Here is a 21,177-nt window from a genome sequence, read left to right as displayed (position 1 = left end):
TGTGATGATTTCAAAAAAAACAGGCATGATATTGTATATCATGCCTGATTTTTTTTACTCCTAGGTTTTTCTTTTTCCCATTTTCTACTTATCACTAATCTTGTAAAAATTTTTATTATTATTTTATTCAAGAACCTTTAAAGGTCTCATCATATCATGATCTTCATGCTCCAATATATGGCAATGCCATACAAAATCTCCAGAATGATCTTTAAACTGCATTATTATAGAGGTTACCATTCCCGGATCAGCTTTAACGGTATCTTTCCATCCTCTTTCATATTTCTCAGGCTCTTTCGCCTCCCCGGTGTACTCTATTATACCTTCTTGTAAATATTTTTCCACATTAAAAGGTCTTCTATGCATAATTTTAAACTGCACAAGATGAACGTGAATAGGATGTGGAAATGCAGTAAGGTTAATTAAATTCCATATCTCGATACTATCCTTTTTTGGAGTTTCAGTTGGAGGATCATCCCACATTCTATTGTTTAACAAGAGCATTGGTCGTCCGTAATGGTCAATCGATGCACTTAGCGTAAGATTTCTAACAGTAGAAACCAAACTTTCATCTATATGGCTCATTGGATACAGCATTTCCGAAACCTCACTGGTATCTTTCGATTTAAGAGGAAGTGTAACTTTAAATTCCATAATAAATCTTGTATTAGGATTATTATCTACATTCATTAACTGTATTTTCTCGCCTTTATTTTTTGAAAAGTCAATTACTACATCTATTCTTTCAGCAGGTTCCAAAGTGGCAGATCTTATTTCCACCGGCTCACTTAAAAGCCCGCCATCAGTACCAATTTGAATAAAGCTGTTTCCGTTAGATAGTGAAATAGTGTATGCTCTAGTATTTGAAGCATTTAGTATCCTAAAACGATATTTTCTTGGTTCTACTTTTAAATAGGGCCATATCTTACCGTTTACTACTATTGTATTTCCAATAAAAGCAGGAACTATGGATGGCTTAACCGGCACCGGAAAAGGAGGTGAGTCAGGGTAAAACAGCGAACCATCTTCATTAAAGGATTTGTCTTGAATCATAAGAGGTATTTCATATTCTCCCTTTGGAAGATTAAGTTTCTCCTCAAGGAAATCTCTTATAAAATAAAAACCCGCAAGTCCTGCATAAACATTCAGCCTGGTGCTGCCGAGACTGTGATCGTGATACCAAAGAGTAGTTGCTTGCTGATTATTTGTGTATTTATACACCTTATTAGAGAACTTTTTACCTGTTAGAACATAATTGCTGGTGTACCAGGAGTCTGGTCCACCATCACTGTCAGGATCAACATTTGCACCATGGAGATGAACTACAGTCCTGGCTTCAGGTGTGTCTATTGCTCCATGTACAGTTCGATCTACAGGCAAAAAATGCTCCATAGGAAGATTATTTATCCATTTAACCCATATAGTTTGATCCCTTAGAACTTCAAAAGTAGGCCCTGGATAGGTTCCATTATATCCCCAAATCATAGTGGAAGGGAAAAATCTGTGAAAGTAATGCCTGCTTCTTTTCATATATATTTCGTAGTATAGATTTCCATTATATCTTCCTACCGGTACCGCCTTCGAAGGTATTAAAAGCTCATCCACAAATTTTGGTATACTGTCAGGCTTGGAAGGATCTACTTTGTCAATATCATGATTATATAACTCCATATTTTCAACTTCTTTAACTTCATCCTTTGAAAATCTCAATATTATCACTTCCTGTTCATAATAGTCTCCTATAAATTACAAAACCCACTTTAATGAATAAAATCATATAATTGTTTACAGGGTTCTATATATAATATTCTTTTAAGACAAACTATGACATTATTTTCTGATAAATTATACTTAAGTTATTGTTTCACAGCTTCACATTGCTAAATTGTAATATAATTGGTATTTTGGTATAATATAGTAAAATAATTTGTAAAGGAGCTTTTTATGAGTTTGTTAGATTTAGTAAAAGAAATCAATTCGTTGTTTTGGGGATCTTTACTATTAATTCTCTTATGCGGTACAGGTATTTTCTTTACTTTTAAATTGAGATTTGTCCAGGTAAGAAAATTTAAAGAAAGCTTTAAAAAAACCTTTGGAGGAATAACTCTTAGAGGTGCCAAAGCAGGAAAGGAAGGTATGTCTTCTTTCCAGGCTTTAACTACAGCAATAGCTGCACAGGTGGGCACAGGTAATTTAGCAGGGGCTGCTACCGCTATAGCTTCAGGAGGCCCAGGTGCAATTTTTTGGATGTGGGTCAGCGCTTTTTTTGGTATGGCTACTATTTTTGTAGAAGCTTCTCTTGCACAAAAATATAAAACTACCATTGATGGCGAGGTTACAGGAGGCCCTGCCTATTATATAAGAGCTGCTTTCAAAGGAAATTTCGGAAAGATATTATCTGTCCTTTTTTCCGTATTTATAATACTTGCTCTAGGATTTATGGGAAACATGGTACAAGCAAATCCTATCGGACAAGCATTTATGAATTCCTTCAATATAAATCCCCTAATTATCGGGATAATTATAGCGGTGCTATCCGCTTTTGTTTTCTTCGGCGGAATAGCAAAAATCGCTTCAGTTACTGAAAAGCTCGTTCCTATAATGGCTTTACTCTATATAATAGGAAGTCTTATAATAATCTTTGCAAATATAGGTTCTCTGGGAGGAGCTATTAAAGATATAGTGTTAGGTGCTTTTTCTCCAAAAGCTGTTGCAGGAGGAGTAGTAGGGGTAACTATAAAAGAAGCAGTGAGATACGGTGTAGCTAGAGGCCTTTTCTCTAATGAAGCAGGAATGGGTTCAACTCCCCATGCCCATGCAGTGGCAAAAGTAAACCATCCCTGTGATCAAGGTGTGGTAGCAATAATCAGCGTATTTATCGATACCTTTGTAATACTTAATCTAACCGCATTCGTTATACTGACTACTGGTGCCTTAGACGGTAAAGCCACCGGTATAGTCCTTACTCAAAATGCATTTACTGCCGGTCTTGGTGACTTAGGAAAATTTTTCATTCCCCTCTGCCTTTTCTTCTTTGCCTTTTCAACTATAATAGGCTGGTATTTCTTCGGTGAACTTAATATAAAATTTCTCTTTGGTAAGAAGGCTACTAAAATATACGCCATATTAGTATTGTTTTTCATCGTTCTCGGTTCAACTCTTAAAGTGGAAATAGTTTGGGAATTAGCTGATTTATTTAACGGATTAATGGTTATACCAAACCTACTTGCCTTATTAGCTTTAAGTGGTGTCGCGGCATCCTTATTAGAGGATTATGAAAACAAAAAGTAAAAAGAAGGGCACTTTTTATATAAAAAGTGCTCTTCTTTTTAAAATAAACCACCAATTTATTTTGCAATTATCCCTTAAGTATTGCATTTCTGTCTTTACCTTGAGATCAAGGGAGAACCGCAAAATTCACATTCCTCTGATTTTCCTTTATTTAAACTATTTACAGCTCCACAACCACTGCAGGTTACATTTATATTTTCATCATTATCGCTATTTGCATTTATCCCACTATTAATTTTATAATCCACTATTTTAGGTAAAACTAATTTTCTTGTATTATCATTTATATAAGCATTTGTGAAAAAGTTCTTGTCTATCATATCTTGAATATCCCTTTTTGCCATATCATAAGAGGTTGGAATGGCTGATGCTATTTCATCAATAGAAGTAATTCTCTGATTTACTATCATGGCTATATATTCTTTATATCTTTGCGCCTTTTTCTTAATTGACTTTCCTAAGAGTATAAGCGCAATTCCTCCACCAACAAATAATACAATGCCAAAAGATATATCTCCTACCGGTATTTCAGGATCTGAAATTACTCCTATAACAAACAATATTCCCATAACCGCTAAAAACCATCCTATGATTTCTAACAGTTTGCTAACCTTAAATGCAGACGATTTATCACTGTCTATTCTCTTCCATATCAAATAAATCCCTACAGGCCAAAATAATATGGTAGAAAAAATTAGTACCGGCCAGGTTAACCACCATTTTATCCTGCCATTATCCTTCATATTCAAATTCATCCACCCTCCACCTTTTTTGCTTCTTTACAAAGTTATTTCTTTCTTAAGTTAAAAAGAATATCAGCTTTGATTATTCCACTTTATTTCCACATTCAGGGCAGAATTTTGAAAATCCCTTTATTTCTGAGCTGCAATTAGAACACTTTTTAATGAGAGGCATACCACACTCAGGACAATATTTAAAATTCTCATATAATAAAGCACCGCATCCGGAGCAGGATTTAGGAAGGGGTCTTCCGCATTCAGGACATATAATTTCGTTAACTTTTAAATCCGACTTACAGTAAGGACATGGATTATAGGAATCGCCGCATTCAGGACAGAACTTAGAATTGTTGTTGTATTTTGTACCGCAGCTGCTGCAGATTATTTCTATTTTATTTTCCTTAAATTTATCCTCAGTATCATAACCACATTCGCTGCAAAAGCGTTTTGATTTTTCTATGAGGCTGCTGCACCTAGGACAGTTTTTCATTTCACCTTTGACAGTTATACCTTCAGCTAAACCTCCAAATTTAGGGCCTATAGCATTTCCCATCCCTAAGCCCATTCCTAATCCTAACCCTGCTCCCATAAATCCAGCTTGTCCTGTACTTTCATTGGTAACAGCTCCTTCCAAGGTATCAAAAGAACGCTGTTGAATGTAATTATATCCCACTATATCCATTTCCGCTCTCTTTGACAGTGCTTCTTTTAGCTTAATAACAGCAGAATCAGTTTCCGGTATATTTATATCATTAATATAAAAATTAACTAGCTTTATTCCATATTCCTCCATTACAGGTGTCATTTTCTCTTTTAAATGCTCAGATAACTTATCTAAGTATGCGTTAATTTCCAATACACTTACCCTATTATGCACAAGATAACTGGATATAGAATCCTTTACTTTTGTAAGATACAGTCCTCTGAAATATTTTACAATATTATTTTTCTCGAATACTTCTAAAGTTCCTACTAACTTTACAAGAAATTTCCTGGAATCTTCTATTTGTATTCCAAACTGACCAAAAGAACGTATTGGTATGAGCACTTTATACTTTGGGTCCTGTATTTGAATAGGCGTTGGGGTTCCCCATTTTACATCCAGAGAAAACACTTTATTTACATACCAAACTTCTGCAGTAAAAGGAGATCTCCCTCCAAAAGGAAGATTGATAATTTTATTCAAAAATGGTATATTTGCTGTTTCTAAGGTATGTCTGCCTGCAGAAAATACATCTAAAGCCTGCCCCCCCTTAAATAAAATTGCTTCCTGGGACTCATTTACAACAAGCTGGGTCCATGTACCCAATTCTTCGCTGGGAAATTTCCAAGCAAAAACCTCAGGAGTACCGTTGTACTCAGCAACCTCTACTATCGCCATATTAAGCACCTGCCTTTAAAATAACTTAATTATATAACTTTTGATTTTTTACCACTGGATTCCCACGCTTTAAATACTCTGTACAAATTTAATGTGTCATCCAAAGCATTATGCCTTATACCATTAAATTCTATATTAAATATTTTTAGTGCCTTATCTAATGATATTACATTCTTCTTTTTAATATACTCATAAGAAAAAGTTTGCTGAAAATCCCAGTAGTTTTTTCTTATTTGGTTTACAATTTCAAGTCTGAAGCCTCCAAGCTTATTATTAGACTTGATAACTCTGACGTCAGCAGTACTCCAGGCTACAAATAGATATTTACCTTTACCGCAAAATTTATGAAACTCTGTAAACACTTCTTCAAAACTTTTGGAACTGTCAATGTCCTTCTGTTTAAGCTTTGTTATCTCTCTGCACCTTTCACTAAGAGTGCTATCTATTCTAGGTTTAATAAGTCTATAAAAAGAATCTATGATCTCATAGTTTTTATCTGTTTTAATAGCTCCAATACTCACCACTTCACCGTTAGGTGATTTTTTAGAATAGTTTATTTCTAAATCCAAAAATATTAATCCGCGGTAATTTTCCTGAATATTTTTATTGCTATAATGATATTTAAAAGAGTTATCTTTAACTTTTTTAAACTTATTTATCAATGTTTTTATTTTAGGATTATACACCAGAGATATACCTTCAATATCCCTTTGAAATGATATTATATCATCATATAAAAAAGCTCCTTCTTCCTTTATAAAATTATCAACTTCCTTTATGATGCTTTTATTTTGTACTGAAATAGTTATAAACTCATTTGGTTTTATAATTCCAGACTCCTTAAGGTTTTTAATCTTTTTTAATAGTTTATAATATACTGCTGAGAATGCTTCAATAAAACTCTTATTCTTCATGGTTAAACCTTTATAAAATAGTGGTTCTTTTGTGATATTGCTTATTATAAGAAGCTCACCCAGATGATTACCCTTCTGCTTTGTAATATTTATATATGCTGCTGCTTTGCATTCAATATCCTTATTAATCTTCATCGATTTCACCTTTAATCAATTGTACTAAAGTGAGTATACCAAACTTTTATAATTTCATCTATTATATTTTTGTCAGGTGCCAGGCACCTGGCAAAAAACACAAAGCAATTATTAATTTGCAAAGTGCTGTGTACCATACATTTTAGTAAGGCCATTTGATGTGTTGGTTACAGCAACTCCAACCCCGATCCTACTATATTTTGGATTAAGCATAGCTGTCTTATGCGGAGGGGAGTTCATCCAAAGGTTAAACATTACTTCAGCAGTGAGGTCTTCTGGGTGAAAATCAGATTTCATAGCGATATTCTCTCCTGCAAATGCAGCATCCAATTTAAATATATGAAATAAAAGATGCGCAGCCCCTTTATTATCATAATTTGGATTAGGATGTCCAAAATATCGAAGCTGTATCATAGAATTAGATTTATATCTTGCTGATTTTTGCAATAAACTATCATATTTAAGAATAGATAATCCATTTTCCTTCCTGAGATAATTAACAAGTCTTATTATTTCATTTTCCACTTCAGAATCATAAACCACATTTAAATTTTCAGGTAAGGGTTTTATTTCTGTTGTTCCTTTGTTAGACTTTTCAGCATTTCGTGTTTTTTTTAGTTCAATTTTTTTAATTTCCTTACAAGTATTTTCATTCTCTTCTTCATGAGAAATATTATTTATGTTAACATATCCCTCGTCTTTATAGTTCTTATAGTTAGCTTCTTTATCTTCCATTTTATCTGTGGTACCTTCAGTTTCTTTAATACTGCCAGCTGTGAAAGTAATAATCACTACTGTAAAAAATAAAACTATAGAAGCTAACATAACAAAAATCTTTTTTGGGCCCATCATTATTCTCCTTATAACAACCTATAGAGTATATGAATAAATTAATGACTATTTTTAACCATATTTTATATTATTTAATTAATCAGTAAATTTATATATATCGTTTTTATAATAGCACTGCAAAGTTACCATTTCAATATTAATCTAAATCAACCAAGGTCGACATAATTTTCAGGTTTTAGTATAATAAATTTAAATTCATCTTTAATTTTATTATTTTTTCTCTATAAAATATATGTACGACATTCATTTTTATTAGTAAACATATCAGAGGTTAAAATTAACGTAATGTTTTAGGGAATTCAATGAAAAAAATTATTGTTAATTTTATATAAAAAGTACCGAAAAAAAATATATACTTGGTATTTTATAATGAAAAGATAGAGAATAACCGGGATAAGAATCCATACAGATTCTTCAGAGATAATATATACATAATAATGTCAATGAAAAAAGAAGGTAGAGGTTACTATGGTATCATCCTTAGATAAAAGCAAAGTTGATAACAAGAATATGGATAATATGATTAAAGAGCATCTGCCTTTTATCATTTCTACTATAAGCTCTGTAACCGGAAGATATATATCCTTAGAAAATGATGAAGAACTAAGCATAGGGCTTATGGCCTTTGCAGAAGCTATGGATAAGTATGATGAGGAGCGAGGCAGCTTTTTATCTTTCGCAAAACTTGTTATTGAAAGCAGAATAAAAAATTACTTAGCAAAAGAAAACAAGTATCAGGATACCATTTCCTTAGATAAATTAGTTGAACAGGGTTTTGATGTACCAGATATTATAGAGAATCCAATAGAAGATAAAAGTATATTAAGAACAGAAATCTATAGGTTCAAGGAGGATTTAAAAGATTTTGGAATCACTATGGAATTGTTGGTAGATTCCGCTCCTAAGCATAAAGATACAAGAAAAAGAGCAGTAGAAGTATCCGAAAAAGTGAGCGAGGATGCAGATCTAACTTCTTTTATTTTCGAAAAAAAACGTCTTCCTATAAAAAAAATATCTCTTAAATATTTAGTTACAGAAAAAATACTTAAAAGAAGCAAATTCTTCATACTATCCGTTATTATAATTTTCTTCAGGAAATATAGAAACCTTATCCTGTGGATAAAAAATTAGAGGTGATAGAATGTATTATAAAGCAATTGTCATGGAGATAAGAAAACCTTATGCTTTAGTAATGAAGAACGACGGCTCTATTATTAGAATTAAATACAAAGAGGGTCTTAAAATAGGAGAAACAATACTTTTTTTAGAGGAGGATATATATAAAGAATACAAAAAAACAGTTTCATTGTTTAATTACAGAAAGCTTTTGAAAAATACAGCAATAGCAGCACTACTGTTAATAGTATTTATAATACCTATACTTCCAAGTAGGATAGCTGCACAGGCTTATGCTACTTTATCCTTAGATAATAATTCCTCAGTAAAAATGAATCTGGATAGGGAGAAAAAAATTATAAGCATCAATGGTAAAAATCCTCAAGGAGAAATTATAGAACTAAACCAGCTAAAGGGCAAGAATTTTGATGAGGCTTCTGAAGTCCTAAAAAACCTTTTAAAGTCACAAGGTAATAAGTCTATGATAATCGGATTTGCATTTCATAATGACGTTAATGATACTGAATATGAAAAATATATCAAAAAAATCCTCGTAAATAATTTTAAAGATTCAGAAATTGTTTATATAAAAGGAAACGATAAGGATATATCCGAATCTGAACTCAAAGGTCTAAGCCTAGGTTTATATCAGGCTGAAAAAACATTGTCTAAAGATGATCTTGAGGATGAAATAGAAAACAAAGATATAGATGAGCTTATTATGATGCTTAAGAAATACAGCTCCGTCACCTATTGGAATTCTGAAATGGTAGATGAAATTATGGATGAGCTAAATGACAAAATAGAAGATAAAGAGGAGGAAAATCAGGATATTGAAGATGACGAAAAGGAAGTCTCAAATAAGATAGAAGAAGATGATGATGAGGGTTCTTCAGCACATGAGGAGGATTCTTCAGTGGAAGATGATAACTCCTCAGAACAGGATGATGATGCATCTTCTGAAACACAGGACTCTGAGACCGATGATTCAGAATCTGATTTAAATAGCGATACTGAGGATGAAAACTGAAACTGATAACCTAGAAATAAAAAAGCAGAGAAACATATATCTCTGCTTTTTATTTCCTAACTTATAGATAATCTTTTTATAAATTCTGTTATAGGGTGTATATTTTTGGAGTTCTTAAAATCCACTGACTTTCCATAAGTAGCCAGCAATGCTTTAGCATCTTCATCTCTATCTTCCACTGTCTTTCTTTCAATAGATTTTTTCAGCATAAACATAAGAAATCTATCAAAGAAATTCATTTTTTGGTAATTCAAAGCTCCCCTTAAATGAAACAATTCTATATTAGATTTCATTTCTTCTGTAAAGTTGTGATTTTTCACATCTTCCACTACCTCTTTTGTACTTCGGGATGCTCCTACAGAGAAAACCACTATTTTTTTACTTTTCAATTGATTATAGTGCCTTTTAATTCTTTTAAATCCGAGCATTCCTCCTGCATAAAGTCCTCCTCCGTAGATAATAATGTCATATTCCAAAAGTTTATCTAAGGATGCTTCATCATAAGTGAGTAAATCTCCCTGGGTCTCCTCTGCTATCCATCTGGCATAAGTCTCAGTGCTTCCGTACCTGGATTTATAAACTACCGCTATATTACTCATAGCTTCCCCCTACCATTAATTTCTACCATTATAAATCTTCTGCTCTCATATTTTCTACTTTTATTATAGCATATTTACTTTGATTCATATCAATTTAAAGTTTAATTTATACAGCCCATTTTTCATCTCCTGTAATAGATACATTGAGCCATACTTCATATTCACTGCTCTTCACAGCATTATTGATTTCTTCTCTCAAAATATCTATTTCTTCAAAGCTTTTCAGTTTTGAACGTGAATTTAAAATGAAATCCACCTCTACTCTTAAGGATCTCCCTATCTTAACCACTCTAGCTATGGAATTTTCAAAATTATATTCATCTTCAATTTTCTTAACTACCTTATTTAGTTCCTCACTGATTTCATTATCTGCTTTAACATTTAATACCTCTTTAAAGCTGCTTATTATGGTTTTTAAAGGCTGAGTTAAAAATATACCTGAAGCCATCAAAACCATTAGAGGATCTATATATTTATTGATATAGCTAAAGGAGGTTTTTTCAATTATAAAAACCAGCAGGAACCCTACTAATACAGCCGCACTAAGAAGCGCGTCCATTAGCCACTGTGATCCTTCCAGCTTTATAATGTCAGAGGAAATCTTTTTTCCTTTAACACTGATATATAGATACACTACTGTACAGCCTATAGTAGATATGAAAGCATATATTAATGCAGAATTATAATTAACGGAATTTCCTCCTGAAAGCAGCTCCATTACGGATCCTAATAATGCATATACACAAAGTATAAATAACGCTAAGGATTTTACTAGTATAACTAAAGGCTCAATCATGACTTTGCCAAAGGGAAACCTATTATAATCACTCTTGCTTATAAATTTGCTTGCATACAGTGATAATGCTGAAAGCATAACGCTTATTCCTGAATAAAGCCCGTCAAAAAGTATCATTTCGGACTGTATTGTTCATCCCCAGGTAATTCCTAAAAAGGCGAATAATAACGCCGCAAAAGTAGATAATTTCAGTAATTTTTTTTCTTTATACATATATACCTCTCCATTCTTTCAAATGTAATAATATTATTTATTCCTTAAAATTTACATAATTATATTATAAGGGAATTATGCATATTATAAGACTCATCAAAATATCTAATAATATTAACCTTAAGGCTGACTATCTGTAGAAGAATAAAAAATTAAAAGCATAAAAATACTTATATATATATTATATAAGTACTTATTATGCTTTTAATTTACATTTTATATCACTTTATATAAAAGAAGCTGTTTATTGATAGAATATTCCACTCCTATACTCTTCAAATAGCTTTGTGTTAAATTCGTCTCCTCCATCTACATTTGCACTATGAAATACCGGTGGAGTTATCCCCTTCTCAAGAAGTTTTTCTACAACACTTATAACTATCGAATTTACAATAACCGCCCCAACAGCTGTGGAGGTTGGACCCACCTTTTGCTCCATACCTTCAATCAGAGTACTGGAGTCTTCAAAGTCTCCGCAGTTATCTATTACTAAATCTTCTGTTTCGTATAAAAGCTTCTTTGATGAATGTCTTGAAGTGACCTTTTTTGAGTAATCGATATTTGATATAACTATGACTTTTGCACCTAACTTTTTCGCCTCTAAAGCCATGTCAATAGAGACCGGATTTCTTCCGGACACAGAGTGTATAAGAAGTACATCACCCTTTTTTATATTGGTGGACTTTAATATTTCTGTGCCGAAACCTTCTAAACGCTCCATTTGTGATGTAAGTGTGACAGGTCTCGTATTTAACATCAGGGTAGGATTAAATATTGGATTAATTAAAGCTAGTCCACCTGTTCTATAAAATAGCTCTTCTGTTAAGATACCTGCATGTGAGGCTCCGAAGGCATAAATTGTTCCTCCTCCTTCAATGGTCTCAGCAAAGAGTTCAGCAGCCTTATCTATATTTTCTTTTTGACTTTTATACACTTTATCCGTTATTTCTTTTACGTGATTAAAATACCCTTCTACATACTTACTCATAATATTCCTCCTATTCTACATGCCAAATAGCTTTCCAAAAGCTCTAACTATTATTGTCTATAAAGAAAAGTCATTTCCTCCAAATATTAATATCCAATCGGAGATGGTATTTTTAAGAAGAGGTACTGAAAAACCAACTAAAAGAATCATAACAACACCAGTTACTGCTGATCCTAAGACAGCTCCTCTCAATCCCCCGGTTCCATTACCTATTACCGCAGCTGTGCCTATTTCGAAGAAACAAGTTATAGTAAGTGAAAGAACAGCATATTGAAATATCCCGGTATTACCAAGAATCACTAAAGTTATTATGGAAGTAACCATAGACACAAGGAAACCAATTATCACTGCATTAGGTGCATAGGGAAAAATAATTGGGGCATCTAATGCAGGAACAGCATTAGGTATCACTTTATAAGAAATTCCTTTAAAGGCTGGAATAATTTCCGCAAGCATCATTCTCACACCAGTTAATAATATGGTTAATCCTGCTCCGAATAATACTCCCTGCATTAAGGAAAATATAATCAGATTCTTATCTGCACTGAAAACCTTTGAAGCCTGCTCTCCGCCTAATATAAATCCTACAACAACATACACGAGAAACATTACCAAGGATGAGGTTATGGTTATTTCTTTTAAAAATTCAAGCTGCTTTGGAAATTTTATATCTTCCGTGGATTTATTCTTATTTCCAAAGAACTTGCCTACATATCCAGCAATTAAGGATAATCCTACTGTGGGATGACCTAAAGTAAATGAATCATCTTTAATTTATTTTTCAACTCATCTCTGTCTTCAATCATGATGCCCATCCTTGGTTTTCTAATTAATACACCTTTTATTTCCTTTAGATAGGCTTCTATGATATCTAGGTCATATCTTAAAGTCCTTTCGCTAACATCGAAAGTCAATGCTATATTTTTAATTCTTATAAAATCCTCCAATTCAAGAAGGTATCTGATTATATTTTTTTGTCTTTTTGTCAATGTAATCATATGCATCCCTCTTTTCTAAACTTCTTGGAGATCTTTAACCTCATTATATATAAAGGGTAAAGGTTAAAAAATCCAAAAAGCTTTCAATAAATGTGGCAATTTAATAATTAAGAAAAAGTAAAAAAGACTATCTAAAATAGTTAAGCTATTTACAGATAATCTTTTTACGCTTGCATGCTAAAGCTTTTAAGTGTTATTCTTTCGATTTATTTGTGTTACCATATTTTTTCTTATAATAATCAGAGGCAAAGGAAAATATTAAAGACGCTATAAGAAATCCAATGGAAACAAACATTATAGGGCGGTTGTCTTCAATGGGGCATGCTCCCTCCGGGAGTCCTGCTCTGCTTATATATATTACATAAAAACCATATGCTCCTATAAGCATCCCTATATATAGTAAATAATTACTTATTTTATCAAAGTAGTTTTTCATATATACCTCCATTAATGCTGTTCCCGAAATTTCAGACCATAGTGTTCATTGTTAATTGGGATTTCTTCTACAAACTTAAAGTCACTTTCTTCAAAGATTTTTTTCATTTCTTCTAAGCTGATTCTTATTTTAGCTGGAGGCCCCATTTCCATATCTCTTTTCTCCCAGTCTATTATAAGTACTTTTCCATGGGTTTTTACTACTCTTTTTATCTCATTAATGAAAGCAGCCCTGTCCTCAACCTCGTGAAAAACATTGGATATAAAAACATAATCTATTGATTTATCCTCCACAGGAAAAAAGTTTTCTCCACTTAATTTGAATATTAAATTATCTAAAGACTCATTTCTTTCTTTAGCAACTTTAAGCATATCGTCACTTATATCTATACCTATAGCCAAACCTTTTTTTAAAATTTTTGCTGCAGGTAATGTAAAATATCCGATTCCACAGCCTACATCAAGAAAGGTACCTTTGTCTCCAATATTAAATCTATTTAATATTTCTTCCGGCGGCATTGATTTTCTTCTCTCTGGATTGTCTAATTTTTTTAAATTTTTTATATGAAATTTATGCAATTGCTTACCTCCTCATCATTTTACTATTAAATCTTCAACATATTCATCACAATCGGCACAGTAATATCTTATGTCAACCTCACCTTCACATTGATGATGTCTTACAGTTTTACTACACATATCTAAATACTTATTTGCCCATAAAATCATAGCATTAAAAACATGCCTGAAATCCCTGCCCTTTTCTGTAACTCTATATTTGTATCTTGGAGGATGCTCATTATAAAGAACAGAAATTATTAGTTCATGCTTTTCTAAAGCCTTTATTCTGTCGGATAAAATATTAGTGGGAATAGGCTTAAGGTCCTGCTGCAGCTCTTTAAATGTACTTTTATTGTTATATATCCTATGAAGCACTAATAATGTCCATTTATCTCCTATAATATTTAGGGTCTGAGCTAAATTACATTGGAAATCATAAGAGGATTTCAAGATATCATCTCCCGCACTCATACACAAATTTAAAAAATAAAAAGTAGTAACTTTACTTTTTAAAGTTACTACTTATTATAAAGTTATTATACTATTAAGTCAATTCAATTAATTAGAAACATGTGAATTCATAAATTTTATAGGGGAACACCCTATATATTTCTTAAACACCTGAATAAAATACTTATAATCCTGAAAACCTACAACTTCAGCAATTTCATAAACTCTCATATTATTTTCTTTGAGCAGCCTAATAGATTGCAATATTCTATACCTATTTAAAAAATCATTAAAAGTGTATCCTGTTCCTTCTTTAAATTTTGTGTTTAGATAAACATAGGATAAATTATATTCTAAACTTAGATCTGTAAGAGAAATTTTATTACTGTAGTTTTCTTTTATATAATTTATCATTTTAGAAACATACTTATTTTTTATATTTTCAGTTTTATAGTAGCTCATATCAAGTAACTTATTGTACAAAAGGTTATCATTTAAGAGCTGGACATATCCCTGAATTCTCTGTTTCTTATCTATCTTATCTTCAATCTTTACAATGGCATTATAGAGAAGATCAAAATTTATTGGCTTTAAAAGATATTCTGTTACATTTAAGGTTATAGCCTTTTTGGCATATTCAAATTCTCCGTAACCTGATAAAACTATAGTTTCGTAGCAGAATTCCTCCATACTTTCCTCCAGCATCCTCAATCCATCCTTAAAAGGCATCTTAACATCTGTTATAACTATGTCAGGTTTAACCTCTTTTATTAGTTCTAGCCCTTCAATACCATTGCTGGCTTCACCGGCCACTATACAATTAACCTTGGTCCAATCCACCATGAAAAGCAAACCCTTTCGGAGGATCTCTTCATCTTCAACAATAATTACTTTATACAACTGCTTCACCTTCTATTAATGGAATTTTAATGGTTATTTTTGTCCCTTTTAAATAAGTACTCTGAATATCTAATCCATAATTATTTCCATAAATTAATTTAATAGTTCTATGTACATTGTATAATCCTATATGACTGGAGGATTGATTTTCTTCTTCTATGATATTTTTAAGAATGTTTAGCTCATCATCTTTAATTCCTTTTCCATCGTCTTCAATAATAATCTCAATATTATCTTTTAAAGCTCTACCTGTAATAACTAGAGTTAAGAATTCAGTATCCTCCATTCCATGAATTATACTGTTCTCTATGATTGGCTGTATGAGAAGCTTTGGAACTTTGCTCTGAAGAATCTCTTCATCAATATGTAAATAATATTCAAACCTATTGCTGAATCTCATTTTTTGTATCATTAAATAATCCTTCATATATTCTATATCTGTTTTCAGAGCTACCTGAGTACTTCCGTAATTTAACCTGTATCTCATTAGATTGGCAAAGGCAACCACCATTTGTGACGCTCTCTGAGGATCTAGTATTATTTCATATCTTAAAGTTTCCATAACATTATACAAAAAATGAGGATTAAACTGAGATTCCAGATGTTTAACCTCCATGAATCTCTTTCGATCAGCTAATTCGTTGTTATATTTAACAAGCTCCTGGACTTTGGAAACCATTACATTGAATTCACTATATAAGGTTTGAAATTCGTGAAAAGTCTGATACTCAATTCTATAATCCAGGTTTCCACTCTTCAATTCGCTAACAGCACCTAAGAGTTCATCCATTGAGCGCATGTTTCTAGTTGTTACTTTATCTGCCAGTATCAAAACCAAAATTATCATAAATAAGCTAATAAAGAACAGAAATAAGCATCCAAATATAAAAAGCTGTTTCTGAAACATCACAGAACTCATGGTCATTATCTTTATATCTTTATCATATAAATCTTTTGAAGTAATATAATATAATTTATTGTTTACTTCAATTATGTTTTCACTGATATTATTTGTCTTAAACTTACCGATAGAGTCAATGAGCATTCTGTGGGTAGAAAATATTACATTATCGAATTTATCTAATATTACAGTAATATCTACATCATTATTATTAATAAGTAAATTTAAGCTATCCTCTCTCCAATCCAGGAATATATATCCCATTATTTCATTATTATTTTTTATGGCCTTAGAGAAAACATAGTTTGAGTTTTGTCCATTATCATAATTTATGCTGCTTATTGAGCGGTGTGCATATTGAGAAGAATTTTCTGTTTTAGAAATTATGTCCTTCATGTCATTGCTTAAAAGGAATAACGCTTCATTATTTTTATATAAATTGGTGGAAATTATATTTTTACTTTTATCCAGAAGAATAAAGTTGGATTTTATCTGCTGGTTATTACAGAACCCATACAAAAGCTTGTTTACCTCAGTAGCTTCGTAATCCTCTGTTAGAACTCCTTTTACAATACTGTTCTCTGCTAATGCATCTATGCTATCAGTATATCTATGTAGCTCCTCGTTAACGGCTTTCTCAATCTCAGCGTTATAATTTCTGTTTTTGTCTATTGTAAACATCTTTATATTTAGAATCATATAACCTATAAATAATAATATTATTATAAAAATTACAATTATTGCATACCATATAAAGGATTTCTTCAAAAAATCTCTAAACTTCTTTTCGTTGCTCAATTTTTTCACCACCCAGCACAAGATAATTATAACATGAATGGAAGTTTACAGAAAGCAAAAACCATTATATGCTTATTTCCCTTTTCCCAGTAAGCTTGAAGAATAGAAGTAAAGATATCACTGAAGTTAAGGTTAAAATTGTAGAATATGCTGCTGCATTTCCGTAATTTCCCCTTATAACTTCTGTGTAAATAGCTACTGTAAGGGTTTGAGTTTTATTTGTATATAATATAATTGATGAGCTTAATTCGCTTATTACTGTCACCCAGCTCATTATAGCTCCTGCTATAACTCCAGGCATCATCATAGGCACTGTAATTTTGGCAAAGGATTTTACCTCAGATGCACCTAAACTGATTGCAGCCTCTTCTATGCTTGGACTTATCTGACTTATAATCGCTGTGCTTGAACGAACAGTATAAGGCAGCCTTCTAATGGCATATGAGATTACCATTATTATTACCGTTCCGCTTAACAGCAGAGGTTTCTCACCAAAAGCAAATAAAAAAGCTATCCCTAGCACAGAGCCTGGTACAATATATGGAAACATAACTATTATATCTAATATGAAGGTTAGAACATTTTTCTTTCTTACAGTTAAATATGAAATCAAAATTCCAAGAATAATAATTATTGCAATAGCGGCAATACCAAATTTATAAGTATTCCATATAGCTGAGTTGTCCTTGGAAAATAATGTTGCGTTGTAGCTTTGAAGAGAAAAACCTCCAGTAAATACCTGACCACCATTGCTCTTTAAGAAGGAGGTATATATAACCACCAGCTGAGGAAGAATTGCAAGCAATACAATACTATAAACAAATAAATGACTTATTATATTTTTAAAGCCTTTAGCCTTTACAGCGGTCATAGGCTTCAAAGCGGTCATGGAATATGAATTATAGTTTGCCAGCATCCTTTGTATTATAAATAAAGCTATAGTAACGATTATAATAATTATGCACAAGGCAGCCGCAAAGCCATCATCTCCTCCAACTTCTCCCATGAACTGTCCATATATAAGCACAGGCATAGTCCTATAGCCTTCTCCAATAAGCATAGGGGTACCAAAATCTGCTAAAACCCTCATAAAAACTAGTAAGGAGCTTGCTAATACCGTAGGCATTACCAGTGGCATAATAATCTTAACCAGTCTTTTTATTCCTGTGCATCCAAGGCTTTCAGCAGCTTCATTTAATGAATTATCCAAATTTTTCAATGCCCCGGAAATATAGATATATACTAGAGGAAATGATGCAGGGTAAATACCAAAACTATTCCGGCAAAGCCGTATATTCCGTTTAAGTGAATATTAAATATGGAATTTATCACTTTAGTAATAACACCATTTCTCCCTAATAGCTGAATCCACGCATAAGCTCCTATAAAGGGTGGTGATAAATATGAAATTACTATAAGTATATCTAAAATTCCACTCCCTTTAATCTTAACGCTTCTAAGTATATAAGCCATAGGGAGGCCTATAGCTACGGATAGGGAAGTAGCTACAACAGTCACTTTGAAGCTGTTTACAAGGGTGCTCCAATAGTATTTTCTCATGAAGAATTTTTTGAAATAATCTAAGGTTAGTCGTCCGGATTCCGGCTCCACGACACTTTTATATAATACTAAAATTAAAGGGTATATTATAAATAAAGAAAATATTATTAAAATGGCGATGGTGAACACCTTCCATATATTAATTTCCTTCTTTCCACTATACTCCAAGGAAGCCTACCTCCTTTATAAGTGAATTATTACTCTCTTTATCATATACATTAATCCTGCTTCTATCTGCTTTTAGATATATTTCGCTGTTATCAGGTATAATGTCCTGTAATTCTGAAATCTGTATAACCTCAGCTTCCTGCCCATTTGATAATTCGACAAAATAATGAATTGTTACTCCCAAAAATACACTACTTTTAACAGTTGCCTTTAGCCCTTCTTTGTTATTACTGATAATAAATTCTTCCGGTCGCACTGATAATAAAACCTCTTGTCCATCTTCCACTGTACCTATAATGTTATCCATTTCTTCAAAATAAGAGTCCTCCAGAAGAACTCTTTTTTCTCCATTGTTTCCAAGAAGAATTTTACCTTCTAGTATATTTGAAACTCCTATAAAAGTTGATACAAATATATTTGCAGGTCTTTGATAAATATCTTTAGGATTTCCTATCTGCTGTATATGCCCATTATTCATAATAGCTATCCTGTCCGATATTGCTAGAGCTTCCTCCTGGTCATGAGTAACATACACAGTAGTCACACCGATTTGATTGTGTATTTTTTTTATAACATTGCGCATTTCCACTCTTAATTTGGCATCTAGATTTGATAAAGGTTCATCCATAAGCAAAACCTCTGGATGTATTACTAATGCCCTTGCCAGTGCTACACGCTGCTGCTGGCCTCCTGAAAGCTTTACAGGCATTCTATCCTTTAAATGATCAATCTTCACTATCTTTAGTATCTCATCAACTTGTCTATCAATATCTGCTTTAGATACTTTTCTGTTTTTCAATCCAAATGCTACATTATCTTTAACAGACATATGAGGAAATATAGCATAATTTTGAAACACCATCCCCATATTTCTTTTGTTAGTAGGTATATCGTTAACTACCTTGTCATCTATCTCAATGGTTCCTGCTTCAATAGTGTTGAAACCTATAATCATCCTTAAAAGAGTAGTTTTTCCACATCCTGAAGGTCCAAGGAGAGTAAAAAATTCTCCCGGACGTATCTTTAAGGATAACCCGTTAATCACTATATCATTACCATACTTTTTAGTTACATCATTTATATTAATGGATACACTCATATCAGCTACCTATACCTTTCTACTTAAAATTTGATAATAGTATAATAAAGGAGCTTTTATCACCTAAACTTTCAGCTTAGTGTCAAAGCCCCTATTAATTAAAGTATTATAGATAATTAATCTTGTGATTTTTCAATATGCTTGGAAAACTTAGCAGTAATTGCATTTTTATTTTCAGCCACCCATGCTTCATCATATTTTTCAAATAGTTTTATCTTATCAAAGGGAATCATATAAGAGGCTAATTTAGCATTTTTTCTAAGAGGTCTTACGGTTAATTGTGTTCCTACGTCATTCTGAACCTTTTCTGAAAGAAGATAGTCTACGAATTTCTTAGCATTTTCCAATTTTTTGGCTCCTTTTATGATTTGTACGGATTCACCAGGAAAAATTGCGCCTTCTTTTGGGAACACTACCTCCACTGGAGCACCATTTTTAACATAATTGGCTACAGGATCCTCCCAAGTTAATCCCACTACATATTCCCCATCAGCTACACTTTTATGCACTTGTCCTGAGCTCTTAGCCATTTTACCATCTAGATTTTTTAGAAACTTATCTACGTAATTCCAAGCTTCTTCTGACATTGGATCTTCATTTTTACCCATAGCATAGGTCATTGCCACCAATGATTGAAATGCTGAACTGGAGCTTGTTGGATCCCCAAAGATTATCTTTCCTTTTAATTCAGGCTTTAATAAATCTTCAAAGCCTTCAATTTTCATGTCTCCCTTTAGATTCTTATTAACTATAAATACAGTTGGATCTGCAAAGCAAGGTGAAAAATAGCCTGATTTATTTTTAAAGGAATCCTGCATATTCACATCCTCAGGAGAAACATACTTTTCAAATAAATGCTTTGAAGAAGAAAGCATGGTTTCATCTCCTGCCCATAAAATATCTCCAAGAGGATTATTCTTTTCCGATTCTACTCTTTTTTGAAGCTCTCCGGTGCCTGCTACCACTGTTTCCACTTTAATTCCGGTATCTTTTTCAAAGTTAGGAATGACCAAATTAATTAAGCTTTCGCTTCTAGCTGTATAAACTACTAAAACGTTTTCCTTTGAAGCATCGGAGCCTTTCTTTTCCTTTTCTCCAGAATTGCTTGTCCCACATGCCGTTAAAGCTGTTGATGCCGCAAGGATAATCGCCAAGCTTAATGCCGTTTTCTTTAAAGTCATCATTATTTCCCTCCTAAAGTTTATATTAATTTTATTTTACTTCATATAATATTGTTGTCTATCCGATAAAA

At 32.3% G+C, this 21,177-nt stretch carries 22 protein-coding genes; 3 read left to right on the top strand and 19 right to left on the bottom strand.

The window, feature by feature from the left end:
• Window positions 1–123 precede the first annotated feature (123 nt).
• A complete protein-coding gene (locus TA89_RS04270) occupies window positions 124–1,710 on the bottom strand; it encodes a multicopper oxidase family protein (RefSeq protein ID WP_242850074.1) in 1,587 nt (528 codons plus the stop codon).
• A 234-nt stretch (window positions 1,711–1,944) separates the two neighbouring features.
• Here TA89_RS04270 and TA89_RS04265 point away from each other — a divergent pair, with 234 nt between their 5' ends.
• Window positions 1,945–3,291: an alanine/glycine:cation symporter family protein gene (locus tag TA89_RS04265; RefSeq protein WP_040211138.1), complete on the top strand. Its 1,347-nt coding sequence runs from the start codon at window positions 1,945–1,947 to the stop codon at window positions 3,289–3,291.
• A 95-nt stretch (window positions 3,292–3,386) separates the two neighbouring features.
• Here TA89_RS04265 and TA89_RS04260 read toward each other — a convergent pair whose 3' ends face one another.
• The 4 genes from TA89_RS04260 to TA89_RS17615 all read right to left on the bottom strand — a co-directional run bounded on the left by TA89_RS04260 (window position 3,387) and on the right by TA89_RS17615 (window position 7,310).
• Entirely contained in the window at window positions 3,387–4,046 is a 660-nt protein-coding gene (locus TA89_RS04260; protein ID WP_040211136.1) for a DUF2975 domain-containing protein, read from the bottom strand.
• A gap of 70 nt (window positions 4,047–4,116) precedes the next feature.
• Entirely contained in the window at window positions 4,117–5,412 is a 1,296-nt protein-coding gene (locus TA89_RS04255; protein WP_040211135.1) for an SPFH domain-containing protein, read from the bottom strand.
• Window positions 5,413–5,441: 29 nt separating this feature from the next.
• On the bottom strand, window positions 5,442–6,461 hold the full coding sequence (locus tag TA89_RS04250; protein WP_040211134.1) for a 3'-5' exonuclease: 1,020 nt from the start codon (window positions 6,459–6,461) through the stop codon (window positions 5,442–5,444).
• 111 nt (window positions 6,462–6,572) lie between these two features.
• Window positions 6,573–7,310, bottom strand: coding sequence for a CAP domain-containing protein (locus TA89_RS17615; protein WP_052447317.1), 738 nt, complete (start codon window positions 7,308–7,310; stop codon window positions 6,573–6,575).
• 471 nt (window positions 7,311–7,781) lie between these two features.
• On the opposite strand from TA89_RS17615, the gene TA89_RS04240 reads away from it, so the two are divergent.
• Window positions 7,782–8,444, top strand: a complete 663-nt coding sequence (locus TA89_RS04240; protein ID WP_040211133.1) for a sigma factor — start codon at window positions 7,782–7,784, stop codon at window positions 8,442–8,444.
• A gap of 10 nt (window positions 8,445–8,454) precedes the next feature.
• A complete protein-coding gene (locus tag TA89_RS04235) occupies window positions 8,455–9,459 on the top strand; it encodes an anti-sigma factor domain-containing protein (protein WP_040211132.1) in 1,005 nt (334 codons plus the stop codon).
• Between the two features lie 56 nt (window positions 9,460–9,515).
• Here TA89_RS04235 and TA89_RS04230 read toward each other — a convergent pair whose 3' ends face one another.
• The 14 genes from TA89_RS04230 to TA89_RS04170 form a co-directional block, all read right to left on the bottom strand.
• A complete protein-coding gene (locus TA89_RS04230) occupies window positions 9,516–10,058 on the bottom strand; it encodes a flavodoxin domain-containing protein (protein WP_040211131.1) in 543 nt (180 codons plus the stop codon).
• Between the two features lie 106 nt (window positions 10,059–10,164).
• Window positions 10,165–10,971 (bottom strand): cation diffusion facilitator family transporter, encoded by an 807-nt coding sequence (locus TA89_RS04225; RefSeq protein WP_040211130.1) that lies wholly within the window; start codon window positions 10,969–10,971, stop codon window positions 10,165–10,167.
• Window positions 10,972–11,311: 340 nt separating this feature from the next.
• Window positions 11,312–12,055 carry a sugar isomerase domain-containing protein gene (locus TA89_RS04220; RefSeq protein WP_040211128.1) on the bottom strand — a complete coding sequence of 248 codons (744 nt, stop codon included), beginning with the start codon at window positions 12,053–12,055 and terminating at the stop codon, window positions 11,312–11,314.
• Between the two features lie 57 nt (window positions 12,056–12,112).
• Window positions 12,113–12,778, bottom strand: coding sequence for a PTS transporter subunit IIC (locus TA89_RS04215; protein WP_242850075.1), 666 nt, complete (start codon window positions 12,776–12,778; stop codon window positions 12,113–12,115).
• A gap of 26 nt (window positions 12,779–12,804) precedes the next feature.
• Window positions 12,805–13,053 (bottom strand): HTH domain-containing protein, encoded by a 249-nt coding sequence (locus TA89_RS04210; RefSeq protein ID WP_040211127.1) that lies wholly within the window; start codon window positions 13,051–13,053, stop codon window positions 12,805–12,807.
• A gap of 193 nt (window positions 13,054–13,246) precedes the next feature.
• Window positions 13,247–13,489: a hypothetical protein gene (locus tag TA89_RS04205; RefSeq protein WP_052447316.1), complete on the bottom strand. Its 243-nt coding sequence runs from the start codon at window positions 13,487–13,489 to the stop codon at window positions 13,247–13,249.
• An 11-nt stretch (window positions 13,490–13,500) separates the two neighbouring features.
• Window positions 13,501–14,067, bottom strand: a complete 567-nt coding sequence (locus TA89_RS04200; protein ID WP_040211126.1) for a class I SAM-dependent methyltransferase — start codon at window positions 14,065–14,067, stop codon at window positions 13,501–13,503.
• 15 nt (window positions 14,068–14,082) lie between these two features.
• Window positions 14,083–14,520, bottom strand: a complete 438-nt coding sequence (locus TA89_RS04195) for a winged helix-turn-helix transcriptional regulator (RefSeq protein ID WP_242850073.1) — start codon at window positions 14,518–14,520, stop codon at window positions 14,083–14,085.
• 87 nt (window positions 14,521–14,607) lie between these two features.
• Complete coding sequence (locus tag TA89_RS04190) at window positions 14,608–15,399, bottom strand: response regulator transcription factor (RefSeq protein ID WP_040211123.1); 792 nt, start codon at window positions 15,397–15,399, stop codon at window positions 14,608–14,610.
• A complete protein-coding gene (locus TA89_RS04185) occupies window positions 15,392–17,098 on the bottom strand; it encodes a sensor histidine kinase (RefSeq protein ID WP_040211122.1) in 1,707 nt (568 codons plus the stop codon). Before TA89_RS04185 ends, TA89_RS04190 begins: the two co-directional genes overlap by 8 nt.
• A gap of 64 nt (window positions 17,099–17,162) precedes the next feature.
• Complete coding sequence (locus TA89_RS04180; protein WP_479723471.1) at window positions 17,163–18,317, bottom strand: ABC transporter permease; 1,155 nt, start codon at window positions 18,315–18,317, stop codon at window positions 17,163–17,165.
• Between the two features lie 23 nt (window positions 18,318–18,340).
• Entirely contained in the window at window positions 18,341–18,826 is a 486-nt protein-coding gene (locus tag TA89_RS19340) for an ABC transporter permease (protein WP_479723470.1), read from the bottom strand.
• Window positions 18,816–19,925: an ABC transporter ATP-binding protein gene (locus TA89_RS04175; RefSeq protein WP_040211120.1), complete on the bottom strand. Its 1,110-nt coding sequence runs from the start codon at window positions 19,923–19,925 to the stop codon at window positions 18,816–18,818. The genes TA89_RS19340 and TA89_RS04175 overlap by 11 nt, the downstream gene beginning before the upstream one ends.
• Window positions 19,926–20,041: 116 nt before the next feature.
• Window positions 20,042–21,109 carry an extracellular solute-binding protein gene (locus TA89_RS04170; RefSeq protein ID WP_040211117.1) on the bottom strand — a complete coding sequence of 356 codons (1,068 nt, stop codon included), beginning with the start codon at window positions 21,107–21,109 and terminating at the stop codon, window positions 20,042–20,044.
• Window positions 21,110–21,177: the final 68 nt, after the last annotated feature.

Source organism: Clostridium polynesiense (assembly GCF_000820705.1).
Classification (GTDB): domain Bacteria; phylum Bacillota; class Clostridia; order Clostridiales; family Clostridiaceae; genus Clostridium_AA; species Clostridium_AA polynesiense.
The sequence above is the reverse complement of the archived record's forward strand: the minus strand, read 5'-3'. Positions and strand labels throughout refer to the sequence as shown.

Coding starts and splice junctions, on each gene's coding strand:
- TA89_RS04265 (WP_040211138.1), top strand. CDS start 1,945: ATGAGTTTGTTAGATTTAGTAAAAGAAATCAATTCGTTGTTTTGGGGA.
- TA89_RS04260 (WP_040211136.1), bottom strand. CDS start 4,046: ATGAATTTGAATATGAAGGATAATGGCAGGATAAAATGGTGGTTAACC.
- TA89_RS04255 (WP_040211135.1), bottom strand. CDS start 5,412: ATGGCGATAGTAGAGGTTGCTGAGTACAACGGTACTCCTGAGGTTTTT.
- TA89_RS04250 (WP_040211134.1), bottom strand. CDS start 6,461: ATGAAGATTAATAAGGATATTGAATGCAAAGCAGCAGCATATATAAAT.
- TA89_RS17615 (WP_052447317.1), bottom strand. CDS start 7,310: ATGGGCCCAAAAAAGATTTTTGTTATGTTAGCTTCTATAGTTTTATTT.
- TA89_RS04240 (WP_040211133.1), top strand. CDS start 7,782: ATGGTATCATCCTTAGATAAAAGCAAAGTTGATAACAAGAATATGGAT.
- TA89_RS04235 (WP_040211132.1), top strand. CDS start 8,455: ATGTATTATAAAGCAATTGTCATGGAGATAAGAAAACCTTATGCTTTA.
- TA89_RS04230 (WP_040211131.1), bottom strand. CDS start 10,058: ATGAGTAATATAGCGGTAGTTTATAAATCCAGGTACGGAAGCACTGAG.
- TA89_RS04225 (WP_040211130.1), bottom strand. CDS start 10,971: ATGATACTTTTTGACGGGCTTTATTCAGGAATAAGCGTTATGCTTTCA.
- TA89_RS04220 (WP_040211128.1), bottom strand. CDS start 12,055: ATGAGTAAGTATGTAGAAGGGTATTTTAATCACGTAAAAGAAATAACG.
- TA89_RS04210 (WP_040211127.1), bottom strand. CDS start 13,053: ATGATTACATTGACAAAAAGACAAAAAAATATAATCAGATACCTTCTT.
- TA89_RS04205 (WP_052447316.1), bottom strand. CDS start 13,489: ATGAAAAACTACTTTGATAAAATAAGTAATTATTTACTATATATAGGG.
- TA89_RS04195 (WP_242850073.1), bottom strand. CDS start 14,520: ATGAGTGCGGGAGATGATATCTTGAAATCCTCTTATGATTTCCAATGT.
- TA89_RS04175 (WP_040211120.1), bottom strand. CDS start 19,925: ATGAGTGTATCCATTAATATAAATGATGTAACTAAAAAGTATGGTAAT.
- TA89_RS04170 (WP_040211117.1), bottom strand. CDS start 21,109: ATGATGACTTTAAAGAAAACGGCATTAAGCTTGGCGATTATCCTTGCG.